The organism is Micromonospora sp. NPDC049257 (genome assembly GCF_040678915.1).
Taxonomy (GTDB): domain Bacteria; phylum Actinomycetota; class Actinomycetes; order Mycobacteriales; family Micromonosporaceae; genus Micromonospora; species Micromonospora antibiotica.
The window spans coordinates 50,481-65,253 of record NZ_JBFAQU010000021.1 but is presented as its reverse complement, the minus strand read 5'-3'; the positions used below and the strand labels follow the sequence as shown (position 1 = coordinate 65,253).

Genomic DNA, 14,773 nt, shown 5'->3' with positions numbered 1-14,773 from the left:
AACACCAGACCGGTCGATGCCGGCGCGCGAGGGTCAGCGCCGTGGCCGACAGATACCCGTCGTACGGAACGCGCTGCTTCGACGAGATGGCATTCCCACCCGTTGCCGGGCGCGGTGGTACGCCGCGCGCGAGGTCCAACAACCGTCGCCGGGCGGCGTCCTGCTCCACTGCCTGGACGCGTTCTCCGACCCCGGAAACAACCGGCGACGACGGAAAGCACCGGCCAACAATTCGCCGCAGGAGTCCGCTGTTCACCGCCATGTGGCTGGCCCTCCGTCTTCAGGGCATGGAGGGCAGCACCCCACTGGTGTTCCTCGTTCCGTGCCCGGCTTCAGCGAGGTCCAGCCTCATGCTCCGCAGGCCACCGATCCAGAGGGTGAGCGTCCGCTAACCGGGTGTGCTGTCCGCTGATAGTCGCCGTCCCGGTGCGAACTCGGTGCACACATCGCGCAGTGTCACTGCCTCCGGCACTCCCGACTGCTCCACCTTCGCCAGCAGTTCCGCAGCACGCCACCAGTTCGACGGCACCACCCGTCCGGACGCCACCGCCTGCGCCCCCAGGGCAACCGCCTCGTCCGGCTGACCGGCGGCGACCAGGGCAAGACCGAGGTCGAGGCGGGCCGACGCGGACCGGCGGGGCCGCGCTCCCCCATCGCCGTACGGGTCCAGCTCGGCCAACACCGCCCGCGCCACCTGCTCGGCACCGGGGTCACCCGCCCACGCCAAAGTCGTGGCCGCGTACGCGGCAGCCTTGGCCGGGTCGTAGCGATAGTGGTGCTCGGCCCGCTCAGGAACGGGCAGATTCGCCGTCAGCCGCTCCACCCGGTCCAACGCTCGGCGAGTCGCACCGACATCGCCGATCCGCGCCCAGGCGCGAGCCTCCTGAGCAGTCGCCTGAATGCGGGCGGAACTCCCCTTCGGAGCGACCCGCTGCGCTTGACGGGAGAGATCGAGTGCTCCCTGGTAGTCACCTTGAGTCAGCACATCCCAGGCCCGGGTTTCGAGGCACCACGCCTGGATCTCGCCGTGCTCAGCATGTTCGGCAAGGTCACGAGCGGCTCGCAGGTGGGCGACCGCAGCAGTCCGTTGCCGCAGGTCGATGTGAACCGTCGCCCGCAGCACCGCCAACCAGCCACCGGCAACCAACAACCGCCTCCGTTGCGCGAGCGTCACCCTCCCCTCCAACAACCGCCCGACGTAGGAGAGATGCCGCCGCACCAACGGCAGGAGACCCGTCGGTGTCATCGTCGGGTAGGCACTGGCGAGATCGTCAACGCCCTGCTCGATCCGGTCGAGCACGTCCGCGCTGACATCGCTGGCGGCGACTCTGGCCCTCAGCTCGCCGGCCTCGGCCGCATGGTCGGTCGGCGCATCCACCAACCGCGCGAGTGCACCTCCCGCGTCGAGAACCCGATCCAGGTGACAAGCCGTGTCGACTGTCGGAGCCTTGAGTCCCGTCTCCAACTCGTGCAGATGGCTCTTACTCCGATGAGCACGCTGCCCCAGGGAACGAAGCGACAGACCACGCTGCTCCCGAAACTCACGCAGAGCTACACCGAAGCGCGGGTCGGCAGACGAGACCATAGCGCCGCTCCAAGCTCACCGGGCCAGGCGACACCCGGTCGCCACCTCGTCGGACGGTACCCCGACCACCGGCCGGTTCGTTGTACCCGTCGTGCCCGAAGGGCGCAGCCCGCCGTACCACTGGAGGTCCGACCATGCACCGCCGCCTGGCCGCGCTACTCCCCGCGCTCGCCGCCTGCGGCACCGACTTCGGCCGGTGCGTCACGGTGGGCCTGGCCGACCCGCAGCGCGACGGCGCGAAGGTGCTCGCCCACTACCCCGAGGCGACACTGTGCGTGGAGCAGGGGTACGCCTCAGACCCGCTGACAGCGAGCTGAGCCACTGCCGTTGCACAGAAGGGCGTCACCGGCCTGCCGCCGGCACCTGCCTTCTCGCTGCCTCTCGACCGGTATTGATCGACAGAAACGACTCAAGGCCCCTCGATCGAGGGGCCTTGAGCTTTGCATATCGAGGGTGGGCGATGCTGGTATCGAACCAGCGACCTCTTCGGTGTGAACGAAGCGCTCTCCCACTGAGCTAATCGCCCTCAGCGCCGTTGACTCTACCCGATCGTGGGGCGGAGCCAAAAACCCGGGGTGCCAGTTCAGGTCGTGGCGAGGTAGCGGAGCAGTTGGGCGACCAAATCGATGCCGAGGCTGTACTTGAGCGAGAGCCAGAGCACCACGGCGACGAAGACCAGGCCGACGGAGCCGAGCAGGAACCGCACCGGCAGCGACCTGGTGGTGGCCCACCGGGTCCAGGCGTGGACGTGGCGGCGGGTGAAGCCGAGCAGTCGGCGGGCCCAGTGGAACTCGACGGCCCAGATGGCGAGGCCGGCGATGACGATCAGCCAGCCGGGGCCGGGCAACGGGATGAGGGCGATGCCGACGGTCACCACGAGCGCCCCGGCGACGGCGATGAATATCTTGAGGGCGACCCGGCCGGTGGGGTTGGCCCGGATCAGCTCAAGGGTGGTGCGCAGCCGCCAGCGCCAGCCGGTGGGACGGGCGGCCAGGGCGGTACGGCCCGACCGGCCCGCGCCGCCCCGGGCCCGACCGTTGGCGGCCGGTCGGGACCGGCCTCGGGCGGCGCGGGAGGCACCGGCGGTGCGACCGGTGTCGGAGGTCGTCCGACCGTCCCGGTCCGATGGTGTGATCGGCACCCTGTCACCCCGCCTTTTGGCTGCTCGGGCCCCTACTTTCGGCGACTCGGCCGTACTCACCGCATCCACTGAGGAACGTTTCGTGGCCATTTCACCCCCCAGTGTCGTCCTGGACCGTCACTTGCGCAGACCACTGGACGTTACCGGAGTAAGTCGACGACTGAACCACCCGACTTCGGACGGGCTCCCGACTGGGCAGAACCGGAAATCCTACAAGAATTCTCACATTCTCACGGCGATTCGGACCCCCTTCCCACCACTGGGTGAAGTCAGCGTATGGCGGAGCGTAGCCAGCAGTAGCACCTGAGTATGGGAAAAGCGGGACACGCGCGTTCCGCAGCGGTGCCGGGGGGAGAACGTCCATGAGTGTCATCCGACCGACGACCGTAGAGGTCGAGACGTCGCTAAGGCTCGTCGCGCCTGACGCCACCGCATTGCCGGTGCGTGCCAGCCTGCGTTACGACCCTGCTGACCCGTATGCGGTCCATGTCCTGTTCCACGCCGAATCGGCCGGGGGCGAGGCGGTGAGCTGGTCCTTCGCCCGCGAACTGCTGGTCACCGGCCTCGACGAGCCGGCCGGCATCGGCGACGTCCGGGTCTGGCCCTGGGCCACCCCGCGCGGCGACTTCGTCGCGCTGGCCCTGTCGTCGCCCGACGGTAACGCCCTGTTCGAGGTCCCGCGCAGCGTGCTGGTGCGCTTCCTGCGCCGGACCTACGTCGTCGTCCCGCGCGGCCGGGAGGCCGAGCACCTGGACGTCGACACGGCGGTGACCCGGCTGCTCGCCGGCCGCTGACCGACCCGTACCGGAGCCGCGCGGATCTGCCGAGTCCGCGCGGCTCCGGCCGTCCACTTCCAGTCCGCACCATTGCGACCCCCGCCGCCGGTACGCGACCTGGCCCGCCGGTACGCGGCCCGACCGCCGGCCCCCGGGCCCGGCCGGCCACCCGTCGGGTACGCCGGTCAGCCGTGGGTGGTGATGCCGCCGTCCACCGGGATCACCGCGCCGGTCAGGTACGCCCCGGCCCGCGACGACAGGTAGATCGCCGTGCCGGCCATGTCCTCGGGGCGGCCGATCCGACCGAGCGGCACCTGCTGGGCGATTGCCGCCCGCGACGCCGGGTCGTCCAGGGCGAAGGCCATCATCTTGCTGTCGAACGGGCCCGGGGCGATCGCGTTGACCGTGATCCGCTCAGCGGCGAGCTGGTGGGCCAGGCTGCGGGTGAGCATGTGCACGGCTGCTTTCGTCGCGGAGTACGCGTACACCTCCATGGCCGGCACCCGGAGGCCGTCGATGGAGCCGATGTTGATCACGCGGGCCGGGTCGTCGTCGTCGGCTGCCGCGCGCAGCAGCGGCAGCAGTGCGGTGGTGAGCCGGAAAACCGCCTTCACGTTGACCGACCAGAGCTTGTCGAACGCGGCGTCCGGGTACGACTCCAGCGGCGCACCCCAGGTCGCGCCCGCGTTGTTGACCAGCACGTCGAGCCGGTCGTACCGTTCGCCGACGGCGGTGGCGAGGGCCTCGGCGCCCGCGTCGTCGCTGAGATCGGCGGGGATCGCCGCGCAGCGCCCCTCGGCGGACAGTTCCTTGGCCACCGCCTCGCACACGTCTGCCTTGCGGGACGAGATGACCACGGTGGCCCCGGCCCGGACGAAGCCCCGGGCGATCATCAGCCCGATCCCCCGGGAGCCGCCGGTGACCAGGACCGTCTTGCCGTCGACCGAGAACAGATCCGTCATGAGCACCCCATCGCACGTCGCAGTCCTTACCGATCGGTAACGTAGCCCGGCCCCGGCGGGCGGACAACCCCGCGACGGTCGACCGGGCCACCCGGGAGCGCGACCGGGTCCCGTCGCCGGGATGCGACCCCGGCCGTCCCCGGTTACGGTCGAAGACGATGGTCCCTTCCGGTCAGCTCCCCCCGGCAACCCGTCCCGACCTGCCCAGCCCCGAGATCGACATCTTGGAGCTGGGCGACCTCACCCCCGGCGCCGGCCAACCCCGGCCGGTCCTGCTCGACAACGATCTGCTCATCCTGGTCACCGGTGGGCACGGCATCGTCGAGCTGGACTTCCACGCGCTGCCCTGCCGGCCCGGCACCCTGCTGCGGGCCACGCCCGGCCAGGTGTTGCGCTGTCCCGCGCGGCTCGACGCGATCGTGCTGCGCTGGCACGCCGACGCCCTGCACGGGCTGGACGTCGACCCCGCCGCGGTGCCGCACCACCACCAGCTGACCGGTGAGGACGAGGACGCCGTCATCAACGAGGTCTCCCAACTCGTGGTGGACCACCGGCGGCACCGGGACGACCCGGCCGCCCGCGCCCTGCTCCGGCACCAGCTCGCCGTCCTGCTCATCCGGCTGGCCCTGCTGCCCGGTGCCCGCGACTCCGAACGGGCACCCGACGACACCGATCCGCAGCGGACCGAGGCGGCCACGTTCCGCCGGTTCTGCCGGGAGGTGGAGGCGGGTTACCCGTACACCCGCCGGGTGGAGGACTATGCGGCCCGCCTGGGCTGCTCGGTGCGTACCCTGACCAGGGCCTGTCTGGCGGTGACCGGGCGCAGCGCCAAGCAGGTGGTCGACGAGCGGGTCGCGCTCCAGGCCCGCCGGCTGCTCGCCGCCACCGACGAGCCGGTGGCCCGGATCGGCCGCCAGCTCGGCTTCCCCGAGCCGACGAACTTCGGCCGGTTCTTCACCCGGGAGGTGGGGGTGAGCCCGGGTGCGTTCCGGGCCGCCCGGGGGCGGTCACCGCAGCGGATCGTCGCGCCACGTCGACCCGGCGACCCCTGCACCCCCGCCGGACGGGCATGATGGCAGGGTGCAGATCTCCGCGCGCGGCGACTATGCGGTTCGAGCGGCCCTGAGCCTGGCCACCGCCTACCCCTCCCTGCTCTCCACCCAGGCGATCGCCAGCGAGCAGGACATGCCGCGCAAGTTTCTCGAAGCTGTCCTGGCCGACCTGCGTCGGGCCGGCGTGGTCCGGGCGCAGCGCGGCGCCGAGGGCGGTTACACCCTGGCCCGACCGCCGCGCGAGGTCACCGTCGGGGCGATCCTGCGCGCCGTCGAGGGCCCGTTGGCCGGGGTACGCGGGCTGCGCCCCGAGGAGACCCGGTACGAGGGCTCGGCGGAGAACCTTCCCCGGCTCTGGGTGGCCGTCCGCGCCGCCGTCCGACAGGTGCTCGACGAGGTGAGCCTCGCCGAGGTGGTCAGCGGCCGGCTCCCGACGCACGTGCGGCGGCTGACCACCCTGCCCGACGCGTGGGAGCCGCGCTGAGTCACCGCGTCCGTCCAGCTCGGACCGGAGCAGGTTTCGGATTTGGTGGATGCGGGCATCTACCGGGTTGAGACGGCAACGACGACAGGAAACGCGAAGGGAGCGCCACGATGGGCCTGATGTTTCGTAAGCGCAAGAAGTACGGGCCGATCATCCTGAACTTCACCGAGAACGGCTTCTCGTCGTGGAGCATCAAGATCGGCCGCTGGTCCTGGAACTCCAAGGCCAAGGCGCACCGCGTCGACCTGCCGGGGCCGCTGTCCTGGAAGCAGGACAAATCCCGGGCGTGACGTCCTTCGTCGAACGGGGCACCGGTGGTTCACCGGTGTCCCGTTCGACGTCTGTGCCCCGGTAGGGCACCGGTCGGGTTCCGGATTCGCCGGGTCGGCCCCGCCCCTACGGAGCAGAATCGCCGCATGGCACGCGACGACGGGAGCTACGCGCGGGCACGCCGGCACACCCTGGCGGCCTGCGCCCTGCTGTTGGTCAGCTACTTCCTGATCCCGTTGGAGCCTGATCCGAACGGCCTGCGGCTGACCCTGCGCGCGGTGGGCACCCTGCTGTTGATCGCCGTGGTCACCTTTCTGGTGACCCGCCAGGTGGGCCGTCAACTCGGTGCCGGTGCCCCGGTCGGCGAGGACGAGGTCCGGTCGTTGAGCCGCCTGGTGGTGGCGCTGGTCGCCGGGCTGCTCGCCTTCGCGGTGGCCGACTACGTGGTGGCGGGCAGCGGGCCGGACCAGTTCTCCGGGCTGCACACCCGGCTGGACGCGCTCTACTTCGCCCTGACCACCCTCACCACCGTCGGCTACGGCGACGTACACGCCCAGGGGCAGCTCGCCAAGGCGATCGTCTGCGTGCAGATGGTGTTCAGCATCGGGGTGATCGCCACCGGGGCGTCCATCGTGGTCAGGCAGTTGACCGGGCGGCCGGGGCGGGGACCGCGCTGATCAGCACGTCCCCGCCGAGCCGCCCGTGCTCCGGGTCCCGGCTGACCGCACCGGTGTCGAGCAGCTCGGTGAGCGCGCGCCCGGCGTCCACCGCCCGGTACGCCGTCGCGGTCAGCGCGTGCCGCCGCAGCTCGGTCACCGTACGCGGGCCGTGCCGGGTCAACTCGGCGAGCAGTTCGCCGCACAACGGACCGGCCGCCGGTGGCCCGGCGACGTCGAGCAGCCCGCCGGCCGGGTCGCGGTAGCGGATCGCAGCGCCCCCGCCGGTCACCATGGACCCGTCGGCGGCCCCGGACCCGTCGGTGACCCTGGACTCGTCGCCCGCCCCGGGCCCGTGGGTGACCCTGGACCTGTCGGCGGCGCCGGACCCGGCGGCGGCCCAGAGGGCGTCCTTGAACGCCTCCAGGCTCCTGTCCAGCCCGGTGCCGAAGGCCACCCTGCTGGCCGGTGACCCGTCGACGGGCACCAGCTCGACCTCGGCGACCAGCGGAAACCCGGCGGCGGTCAGGGCCGGCCGCAGGGCGGTGGTCGTGGCGGCGGTGAGCAGCACCTCGGCCGGTCGGCCGGTGGTCGTGGCGGCCAGCAGCGCCCGGTCCGGCGGCACACCGTCGACCAGGGTGAGCAGCGGTGCGCCCGCCGCGCCGGCCGCCTTGAGTGCCACCGGCAGCCGGGCCGGGTCGCCGGGCACCACGTGCACGGCCACGTCACCGGGCAGGCCGGCCCCGACGACGCCGAGCCGGGCGGGCAGTTCGGGGCCGCCGTCGGCGAGCACCAGCACGGTGAGCCGCCGGCCCCGGAGCCGGTCGGCGTGGCCGGCCACCACCCGCAGGGCCGCCTCGGCGCTGCCCGGATCACCGGCGTACGCCAGCGCGAGGGTGGCCCGCCGGGAGCGGTGCAGCGCCCCCGGCAGCCAGTGGTCGAGCTGGCGGACGAGCAGCTCCGGCAGGACGGCGTCGATCGACATGCTGTCGTTCTACCCTACGGCCGTTCAGACCGGGACGGAGATCCCCACCCCGCCCCGGGTCTGGCCGCCGTAGCGGGCCCGTTCGCGGTCGAGGTCGAGCCGGCCGATCCGCTTGCGGGCGGCGAGGGTGTCCTCGTCGAGCTGGTCGGCCGGGACGATCCAGACGATCTCGAACTCCAACCCGTCGGGGTCGCGGCCGTAGAGGCTCTTGGTGGTGCCGTGGTCGGAGGTGCCGACCAGGGCGTCGGCGGCGGCCAGCCGCTGCGCGGTCGCGGCCAGCTCGTCGAGGGTGTCCAGCTCCCAGGCCAGGTGGTAGAGGCCGACGGTGGCCCGGCCGGCCTGCGAGCGGCCGGCGTTCGCGCCGATCTCGAACAGGCCGAGGTCGTGGTCGTTGGTCGAGTCGGGGGCCTGGAGGAAGGCCGCGCCCCGGAACCCGTCCGGGGTCATCGGCACCGGGCGGAAGCCCAGCACGTCGCGGTAGAAGTCGATGCTGCGACGCAGGTCGGAGACGTAGAGCACGGCGTGGTTGAGGCGGTGGATTCCCATGCCACCCACGGTAGCGCGCTTTGGTTGAGCGTTCAACCATTGCGGCTATGATGACGGTCATGACCCGCTGGCTGGACCACGACGAGCAGCAGACCTGGCGTGCCTTCCTGACCGCCTCCCGGGCGCTGAGCGACACCCTCGACCGCGAGCTGCAACGCGACGCCGGGATGCCGCACGCCTACTACGAGATCCTGGTCCGGCTCTCCGAGGTGCCCGACCGACGGCTGCGGATGAGCGAGCTGGCCGACCTCACCGGCTCGTCACGCAGCCGACTCTCGCACGCCGTCGCCCGGTTGGAGACCGCCGGCTGGGTCCGCCGCGACGAGTGCCCCACCGACCGGCGCGGCCAGATCGCCGTCCTCACCGACGACGGTTTCGCGGCCCTCGCCGCCGCCGCGCCCGGCCACGTCGAGGGGGTACGCCGGCACCTGTTCGACGCGCTCAGCCCCGCCCAGGTGGACCAGCTGCGCCGGATCAGCGAGACGTTGGTCGCCCACCTGACCGGTTCTTGACCAAGTTGCCGACCGGCAAGGGTTGTACTAACGGTTGCCGGCCAAGCACGATGGGGCGTGTCTTCCGGCTTCGGTGAACTGACCCTCCAGGCGCAGCACCTGGTGTCCGCCGGCGACCTGGCCGGCGCCCAGCGTCTGCTGGCCGACGCGCTGACCGACGCGGACCCCCGTCCCGACCACGCCTCCCCCGAGCTGGCCGAGGCCGCCGGCCTCCAGGCCCGACTGCTGGTCACCCTCGGCGAACCACACTCGGCACGCGGCTGGGCCGCCTTCGCGTACGCGGCGTCGAGCCGGTTGTACGGCATCTCCGACCAGCGGACCATCTCCACGGCGGCCACCCTGGCGGCGGTGCTGCACCGGGTCGGCAGCGACGCCCGCGCCGCCCGGCTCTATTCCGAGGTGATCCTGGAGCTGACCGCCTGGGACGGCCCCGAGTCGCTGCGGGTGCTCGCCGCGCACGCCGACCTGGCCACCGTGGAGTACGCCCGGGGCCAGTGCGCCCAGGCCCGCGAACGCCTCCAGGACGCGTGGGAGCTGCACCGCGAGGTCTACGGCGACGGGCACGCCAGCGGGATCAAGATGCTCGCCCGGCTCGGTGCGATGCAACGCGACTGCGGCCGTTTCGACGAGGCGCACGACAACCTCGCTCTCGCCCGCGAGCTGGCCCGCCAGCACCTGGCCGCCGACGACCCGCTGGCCCGGCAGGTCGCCGCGCTGGCCCGGGCGGCTGCCGACCCGGATCACGTCTGCGACGACGAGCCCACCCCGGAACGCGACGCGCCGGTGGTGCCGGCCGCCCGTACCCCACCACCCGCCGAAGGGCCCCCCGACCTGTCGGCCTGGTCGGCCGGGGTGGTGCCCGCCGACGAGGCGTACCCGCCGACGGTGCCCGGCCAGCGGCTACCCCCCGACGACACCGGCTACCCGCAGGGCACCGGGCGGCCCACCGCTTTCGGTCACCCGGCGGGCTTCGACCCCCCCGACCAGCCGACCGGCGCCGGCTACCCCACCCGTGACGGCACCGGACACCCCGGCGGCACCGGCTATCCGGCCACGTCGGACCATCGGGCGGCATCGGGTTATCCGACGACGCCTGGCTATCCGGCGGCATCCGGCCATCCCTCGACGTCCGACCATCCGGCGACATCGGAAACCTCGGCCGGGTCGGGCTATTCGGCAGGGTCGGGCTATTCGGCCGGGTCGGACCATTCGGCTGGCTCTGGCTATTCGGCCAGGTCAGGCTGGGGCGGGGACGACGGTCACTGGCCGCCCGAGTCGGCCACCACGACGGCCGGGTCCGGGGTGACCGGCGACCGGCGGGAATTCCCCTACGCCCCGCCGCCGGGCCACCCCGGGCAGGAGGCCGCCGGGGTACGCCGGGTCGTGCCGGCGGAGCCGCCGGTGGACCCGTCCCGACTGCTGCCCGTGCTGGTGCCGCGCCGGCACGCCCCGCCCCCACGCCGCCCGGGTGCCGTACCGCTGGTGGCGGTCGGGGTCGCGGTGGTGCTGCTGGGCGCGATCGCGGTGATCGCCGGGGTGTCCCAGGTGGGCAGTTCCGACGACCCGCCGCCCGTCGCACCGAGCGGGGCAACGCCGACCGCCGCGACGCCGAACGCCGTCCCACCCGCCTCACCGGGGACCCCACCAGGCAAGGTGACGCTGCGCGACCGACCCGACGGCATCACCCTGACCTGGACGTACCCGGCCGGGAGCGAGGGGCCGGTGATCCTCTCCGCCGCCAAGGCCGGGCAGGATCCCCGCCCGTTCCAGACCCTGCCGCCCGGCACCGACAACTTCGTCGTACACGGCCTGGACCGCACCACCAACTACTGCTTCACCGTCGCCGTGGTCTGGTCCACCGACGTCGTGGCCCGCGCCAAACGCATCTGCACCACCCGCCGCTAACCCCCCTCCCCCCTCCCGCCTCCCCCCTCCCCGCCCCCGCCCCCGCCCCCGCCGGAGTTGATCAAGAGCTTTACGTCACCCCACCCTCGATCTTTGACGCAAACCTCTTGATCACCCAGGCAATCGGTTGGACGCGGCGGTGATCAAGAGGTTTGCGTCACCCACAACGAAAATCCTGACGCAAACCTCTTGATCAACTCGGGTGGGGGTGGGGGTGGGGGTGGGTGGGGGTGGTTAGTCGGGGTCTGGGAGGGTCGGGAGGTGGAGCCGGACTGTCAGGCCGGGTTTCGCGTCGGTGAGGTCGACCGTGCCGCCACCCCGGCGGACCAGTTCCCGGACGATGGCCAGGCCGAGCCCGGCGCCGCCCGCGTCCCGGGCCCGGCCCTCGTCCAGCCGGGTGAACCGGCGGAACACCCGGTCCCGGTCCGCCACCGGGATGCCCGGCCCGTCGTCGGTCACCGTCACCAGGTGGTACGCCCCGTCCGTCGTCGACTCGACGGCCAGCACGACCCGGGTACGCGCGTGCCGGACGGCGTTGTCGACCAGGTTGCCCAGCACCCGGCGCAGTTCGTCGGGGACGCCAACCGTCCATACCGGCCCCGACGCCGCAGCGACGAGCACGACCGGCGGCCCGGACGGATCCCCGACACCCGGCGGGACGGTCGCGCTGCCCCCACCCGACAGCACCGATGAGCTGCCCCCACCCGACGGAACAGGCGGAACGCCGACACCAGCCGGAACGCACCGGCTGACCACATCCGACGGGACAGACGAAGGGCCGGCCCCGGGTGGGGTGGACGGGTCGTCCCCGTCCGGTGGCTCCGTCGCGGGGGAGGGCGGTGGGCCCCGCCAGCGGGCGGCGACCTCGGCGAGCAACCCGCCCAGCTCCACCGGCCCCGCCTCGCGGGCGTGACCGGCCCCCGGTGTCGGCTGCTCGTCGAGTCGGGCCAGCAGCAGCAGGTCGTCGACGAGCCGACCCAGCCGTTCGGTGTCGGCGAGCAGGTCGGTGGCGACGACCGGCCAGTCGGTGCGGTCGCCGAGGCGCTGGGCCACCTCCAGCTCGGTACGCATGTTCGTCAGCGGGCTGCGCAGCTCGTGTGCCGCGTCGGCGAGGAACGACCGTTGCCGGGCACGGGCCGCCTCCAGCCGGTCCAGCATGTCGTTGAGGGTGACCGCCAGCCGGTGGATCTCGTCCTGGGAGGCGGGCACCGGCAGCCGGTCGGCCGCGTCCCGGCCGGTGATCTCGGCTGCCCCGCTGCGCAGCGCCTCGACCGGCCGCAGGGTCGCCCCGACCACCCGCCAGGCGACCACCGCGAGCAGCCCCACCAGCAGCGGGAAGGCGACCAGCAGCACGGTCCGGGCGGCCTGGGTGGCGTGTCGGATGTCGACGGTGGAGCGGCCCACCAGGACGGTCAACGGTTCCCCCGCGGACTGGGCGGGCACCGCCACCACCCGCACCGGCCCCTCCCAGCCGAGGCGTTGGCCGGGCACCACGGTGCGTTGCCGGCCGGTGCCGGTGAGCTGGTCGGGACGGACCATCGGCACCAGCCGGTCGGCGTCGATGGAGGCGGCCCGGATCCGCCCGGCGGAGTCGACCACCTGTACCCGGAGCTGCCCGCCGGCCACCGGCAGCGGGTCGGGCAGGGCGTTCTCGCCGGCCAGCCGGGCGACCGCGTCGGCGGTGCGGAACGCCTCCTCGTCGACGGTGCGTTGCAGCGTCCAGCCGAGCGCGACCAGCAGCACCACCCCGCCGAGGGCCAGCCCCACGGAGAGGCCGGCCACGCCGAGCACCATCAGCCGGGCGCGCAGGCCGAGCACCGGCCAGCGGGGGCGTCTCACGAGGTCAACCGGTAGCCGGCACCCCGGACGGTCTCCAACCGGTCCCGGCCGATCTTGCGGCGGAGGTAGCCGACGTACACCTCGACCGCGTTGGGTGCGGTACGCAGACTGGCGTCCCAGACGTGGTCGAGCAGTTCGGTCTTGGAGATCACCTCGCCGGGGCGGCGGATCAGGTACTCCAGCAGTGCGAACTCCCGGGCGGTGAGCACCACCTCGGTGTCGGCGCGGGTGACCCGGCGGCGGGCCGGGTCCAGTCTCAGGTCCCCGACGGCGAGGACGGTCGGCCGTTCCGGGGCGCCCCGGCGCAGTAACGCCCGCAGCCGGGCCACCAGCACCACGTACGAGAAGGGTTTGGTCAGGTAGTCGTCGGCCCCGCAGTCCAACCCGTCGGCCTGGTCGTACTCGCCGTCCTTGGCGGAGAGCATCAGCACCGGCAGCCAACACTCGTCGGCGCGCAACCGGCGGACCACCTCGTAGCCGGACAGGCCGGGGAGCATCACGTCGAGGATCATGGCGTCGTATCCGCCGTGCCGGGCGGCGTCCAGCCCGGCCGGCCCGGTGCCCGCCGTGTCCACCACGAACCCCTCGGCGGTCAGGCCGCGCTGCAACGCCGCCGCCAGCCGCGTCTCGTCCTCCACCACCAGCACCCGCATCATCCCAGCGTGCCACCCCGACGCGACCGACCGGGACGCCGTCCTCAGCCGGCTCACAGCACCCGACGGGCAGGATGGTCCCAGGAGGTGCCCCATGTCCGTACTGAAGAACCGTTCCACCCTGCGGTGGCTGGTGCCACTGGCCGCCGCGGTCACCGTCGTGGGCGGAGGTGCCGCGATCGGCACGTTCGCCGCGAACGCCGAACCCGCGCTGCCGCCGCGCAGCGCCGCCCAGTTGCTCGTCGACCTGCAGACCGCCCGGTTGGACGGGCTCTCCGGCACGGTGGTGCAGCGCGCCGATCTCGGGCTGCCGAAACTGGTCGGCCTGGCCGGTGGGGATGCCGCGCTGCTCAGCGGCACGCACACCCTGCGGGTCTGGTATTCGGGTCCGGACCGGCAGCGGGTCGCGTTGCTCGACACCCTCGGTGAGCGGGACGTCATCCGTTCCGGCCGGGACGTGTGGACCTGGGACAGCAAGGCCAACACCGCGACCCACCGGACCCTGCCGGAGTCGACCGGGCGGGCGGCGGAGGGCGCGTTGCCGGTCACCCCGAAGGAGGCCGCCGAGCGGGCGCTGGCCGCCGTCGACCCGAGCACGCTGGTCACCACCGGCCGGTCGGCCACCGTCGCCGGTCGGGACGCGTACGAGCTGGTGCTGACCCCGCGTGACCAGGCGTCCCTGGTGCACCAGGTGCGGATCGCCATCGACGCGACCGAGCACGTGCCGCTGCGGTTCGAGGTGCTCGCCAACGGTGCCGACCAGCCGGCCTTCGAGATGGCCTTCACCCAGGTCGACTACCGCCGGCCGGACGCCGACCAGTTCACCTTCAACCCGCCGCCCGGGGTGAAGGTGACCGAGGCGACCGGCGACCTCCCGGGTGCGGTGGCCGGGTCGAAGGACGGGGCCAGGTCGAAGGACAGGGCCGGGTCGAAGGCCGACGCGCACCGGAAGGCCGGGGCCGCGGCGAAGCCCGGGGCGGGCGACGACGCCGGTCTGCGTACGGTCGGGACCGGCTGGACCACCGTGCTGGTGGCGCGGACGGACGCGGCGGACGCGGCGCGCACCCCGGTCGGTGACGCGGCGAAGCCGGGACCGGCCGACGGACCCGGCGCGGCGCAGGCCCTCGACATGCTCAACGGGTTGCCGAAGGTCAGCGGGGACTGGGGCAGCGGCCGGCTGTTCGCCGGGAAGCTGTTCAGCGTGCTACTCACCGACGACGGGCGGGTGCTCGCCGGGGCGGTGACCCCGGAGCGGCTGTACCAGGCCGCGCGGGGCTGAATCCTGCACGCTACGACCCTCGGGGGTCCGGGCCGGCGCGAGCCGGTACGGGCCCCCGTCGGCGTGTGCCGGTACAGGCCCCCGTCGGCGTGTCCGACCCCGGCAGCGCCGACCTCGCCTGCCGGGAG

The 14,773-nt window shown here is 73.1% G+C and carries 16 protein-coding genes and 1 tRNA gene; 9 read left to right on the top strand and 8 right to left on the bottom strand.

The window, feature by feature from the left end; all coding sequences use genetic code 11:
- Window positions 1–388 precede the first annotated feature (388 nt).
- On the bottom strand, window positions 389–1,585 hold the full coding sequence (locus AB0K25_RS24745; RefSeq protein WP_219468956.1) for a helix-turn-helix transcriptional regulator: 1,197 nt from the start codon (window positions 1,583–1,585) through the stop codon (window positions 389–391).
- A 134-nt stretch (window positions 1,586–1,719) separates the two neighbouring features.
- Here AB0K25_RS24745 and AB0K25_RS24740 point away from each other — a divergent pair, with 134 nt between their 5' ends.
- Window positions 1,720–1,902, top strand: a complete 183-nt coding sequence (locus AB0K25_RS24740; protein WP_219468953.1) for a hypothetical protein — start codon at window positions 1,720–1,722, stop codon at window positions 1,900–1,902.
- A gap of 137 nt (window positions 1,903–2,039) precedes the next feature.
- On the opposite strand, the gene AB0K25_RS24735 is transcribed toward AB0K25_RS24740, so the two are convergent.
- A tRNA-Val gene (locus tag AB0K25_RS24735) sits at window positions 2,040–2,111 on the bottom strand.
- A gap of 57 nt (window positions 2,112–2,168) precedes the next feature.
- Window positions 2,169–2,816, bottom strand: a complete 648-nt coding sequence (locus AB0K25_RS24730) for a TIGR02611 family protein (protein ID WP_208569870.1) — start codon at window positions 2,814–2,816, stop codon at window positions 2,169–2,171.
- A gap of 272 nt (window positions 2,817–3,088) precedes the next feature.
- Between AB0K25_RS24730 and AB0K25_RS24725 the strand changes: the two genes are divergently transcribed.
- Window positions 3,089–3,520, top strand: coding sequence for an SsgA family sporulation/cell division regulator (locus AB0K25_RS24725; RefSeq protein ID WP_053653619.1), 432 nt, complete (start codon window positions 3,089–3,091; stop codon window positions 3,518–3,520).
- A 167-nt stretch (window positions 3,521–3,687) separates the two neighbouring features.
- On the opposite strand, the gene AB0K25_RS24720 is transcribed toward AB0K25_RS24725, so the two are convergent.
- Window positions 3,688–4,464: a glucose 1-dehydrogenase gene (locus tag AB0K25_RS24720; protein ID WP_219468949.1), complete on the bottom strand. Its 777-nt coding sequence runs from the start codon at window positions 4,462–4,464 to the stop codon at window positions 3,688–3,690.
- A 158-nt stretch (window positions 4,465–4,622) separates the two neighbouring features.
- Here AB0K25_RS24720 and AB0K25_RS24715 point away from each other — a divergent pair, with 158 nt between their 5' ends.
- The 4 genes from AB0K25_RS24715 to AB0K25_RS24700 all read left to right on the top strand — a co-directional run bounded on the left by AB0K25_RS24715 (window position 4,623) and on the right by AB0K25_RS24700 (window position 6,947).
- Window positions 4,623–5,537, top strand: coding sequence for an AraC family transcriptional regulator (locus AB0K25_RS24715; RefSeq protein ID WP_357538002.1), 915 nt, complete (start codon window positions 4,623–4,625; stop codon window positions 5,535–5,537).
- 7 nt (window positions 5,538–5,544) lie between these two features.
- The gene (locus AB0K25_RS24710; RefSeq protein WP_208569873.1) at window positions 5,545–6,000 is read left to right on the top strand and encodes an Rrf2 family transcriptional regulator; all 456 of its coding nucleotides are present in this window, start codon (window positions 5,545–5,547) and stop codon (window positions 5,998–6,000) included.
- 110 nt (window positions 6,001–6,110) lie between these two features.
- On the top strand, window positions 6,111–6,290 hold the full coding sequence (locus tag AB0K25_RS24705; RefSeq protein WP_208569874.1) for a DUF4236 domain-containing protein: 180 nt from the start codon (window positions 6,111–6,113) through the stop codon (window positions 6,288–6,290).
- A gap of 126 nt (window positions 6,291–6,416) precedes the next feature.
- Window positions 6,417–6,947, top strand: a complete 531-nt coding sequence (locus tag AB0K25_RS24700; RefSeq protein ID WP_219468943.1) for a potassium channel family protein — start codon at window positions 6,417–6,419, stop codon at window positions 6,945–6,947.
- Here AB0K25_RS24700 and AB0K25_RS24695 read toward each other — a convergent pair.
- On the bottom strand, window positions 6,907–7,911 hold the full coding sequence (locus AB0K25_RS24695; RefSeq protein ID WP_219468940.1) for a hypothetical protein: 1,005 nt from the start codon (window positions 7,909–7,911) through the stop codon (window positions 6,907–6,909). The two genes, AB0K25_RS24700 and AB0K25_RS24695, sit on opposite strands and share 41 nt — an antisense overlap.
- A 24-nt stretch (window positions 7,912–7,935) precedes the next feature.
- Window positions 7,936–8,457 (bottom strand): VOC family protein, encoded by a 522-nt coding sequence (locus tag AB0K25_RS24690; RefSeq protein ID WP_208569876.1) that lies wholly within the window; start codon window positions 8,455–8,457, stop codon window positions 7,936–7,938.
- Window positions 8,458–8,507: 50 nt separating this feature from the next.
- Here AB0K25_RS24690 and AB0K25_RS24685 point away from each other — a divergent pair, with 50 nt between their 5' ends.
- Both AB0K25_RS24685 and AB0K25_RS24680 read left to right on the top strand, forming a co-directional pair.
- Window positions 8,508–8,969 carry a MarR family transcriptional regulator gene (locus AB0K25_RS24685; protein WP_208569877.1) on the top strand — a complete coding sequence of 154 codons (462 nt, stop codon included), beginning with the start codon at window positions 8,508–8,510 and terminating at the stop codon, window positions 8,967–8,969.
- Window positions 8,970–9,026: 57 nt separating this feature from the next.
- On the top strand, window positions 9,027–10,874 hold the full coding sequence (locus tag AB0K25_RS24680) for a tetratricopeptide repeat protein (protein WP_363822962.1): 1,848 nt from the start codon (window positions 9,027–9,029) through the stop codon (window positions 10,872–10,874).
- Between the two features lie 234 nt (window positions 10,875–11,108).
- On the opposite strand, the gene AB0K25_RS24675 is transcribed toward AB0K25_RS24680, so the two are convergent.
- A complete protein-coding gene (locus tag AB0K25_RS24675; RefSeq protein ID WP_363823008.1) occupies window positions 11,109–12,668 on the bottom strand; it encodes an ATP-binding protein in 1,560 nt (519 codons plus the stop codon).
- Between the two features lie 41 nt (window positions 12,669–12,709).
- Window positions 12,710–13,366: a response regulator transcription factor gene (locus tag AB0K25_RS24670; RefSeq protein ID WP_208569879.1), complete on the bottom strand. Its 657-nt coding sequence runs from the start codon at window positions 13,364–13,366 to the stop codon at window positions 12,710–12,712.
- 94 nt (window positions 13,367–13,460) lie between these two features.
- Here AB0K25_RS24670 and AB0K25_RS24665 point away from each other — a divergent pair, with 94 nt between their 5' ends.
- Window positions 13,461–14,645: a sigma-E factor regulatory protein RseB domain-containing protein gene (locus AB0K25_RS24665; protein WP_363822959.1), complete on the top strand. Its 1,185-nt coding sequence runs from the start codon at window positions 13,461–13,463 to the stop codon at window positions 14,643–14,645.
- The last annotated feature ends 128 nt before the right edge of the window (window positions 14,646–14,773 follow it).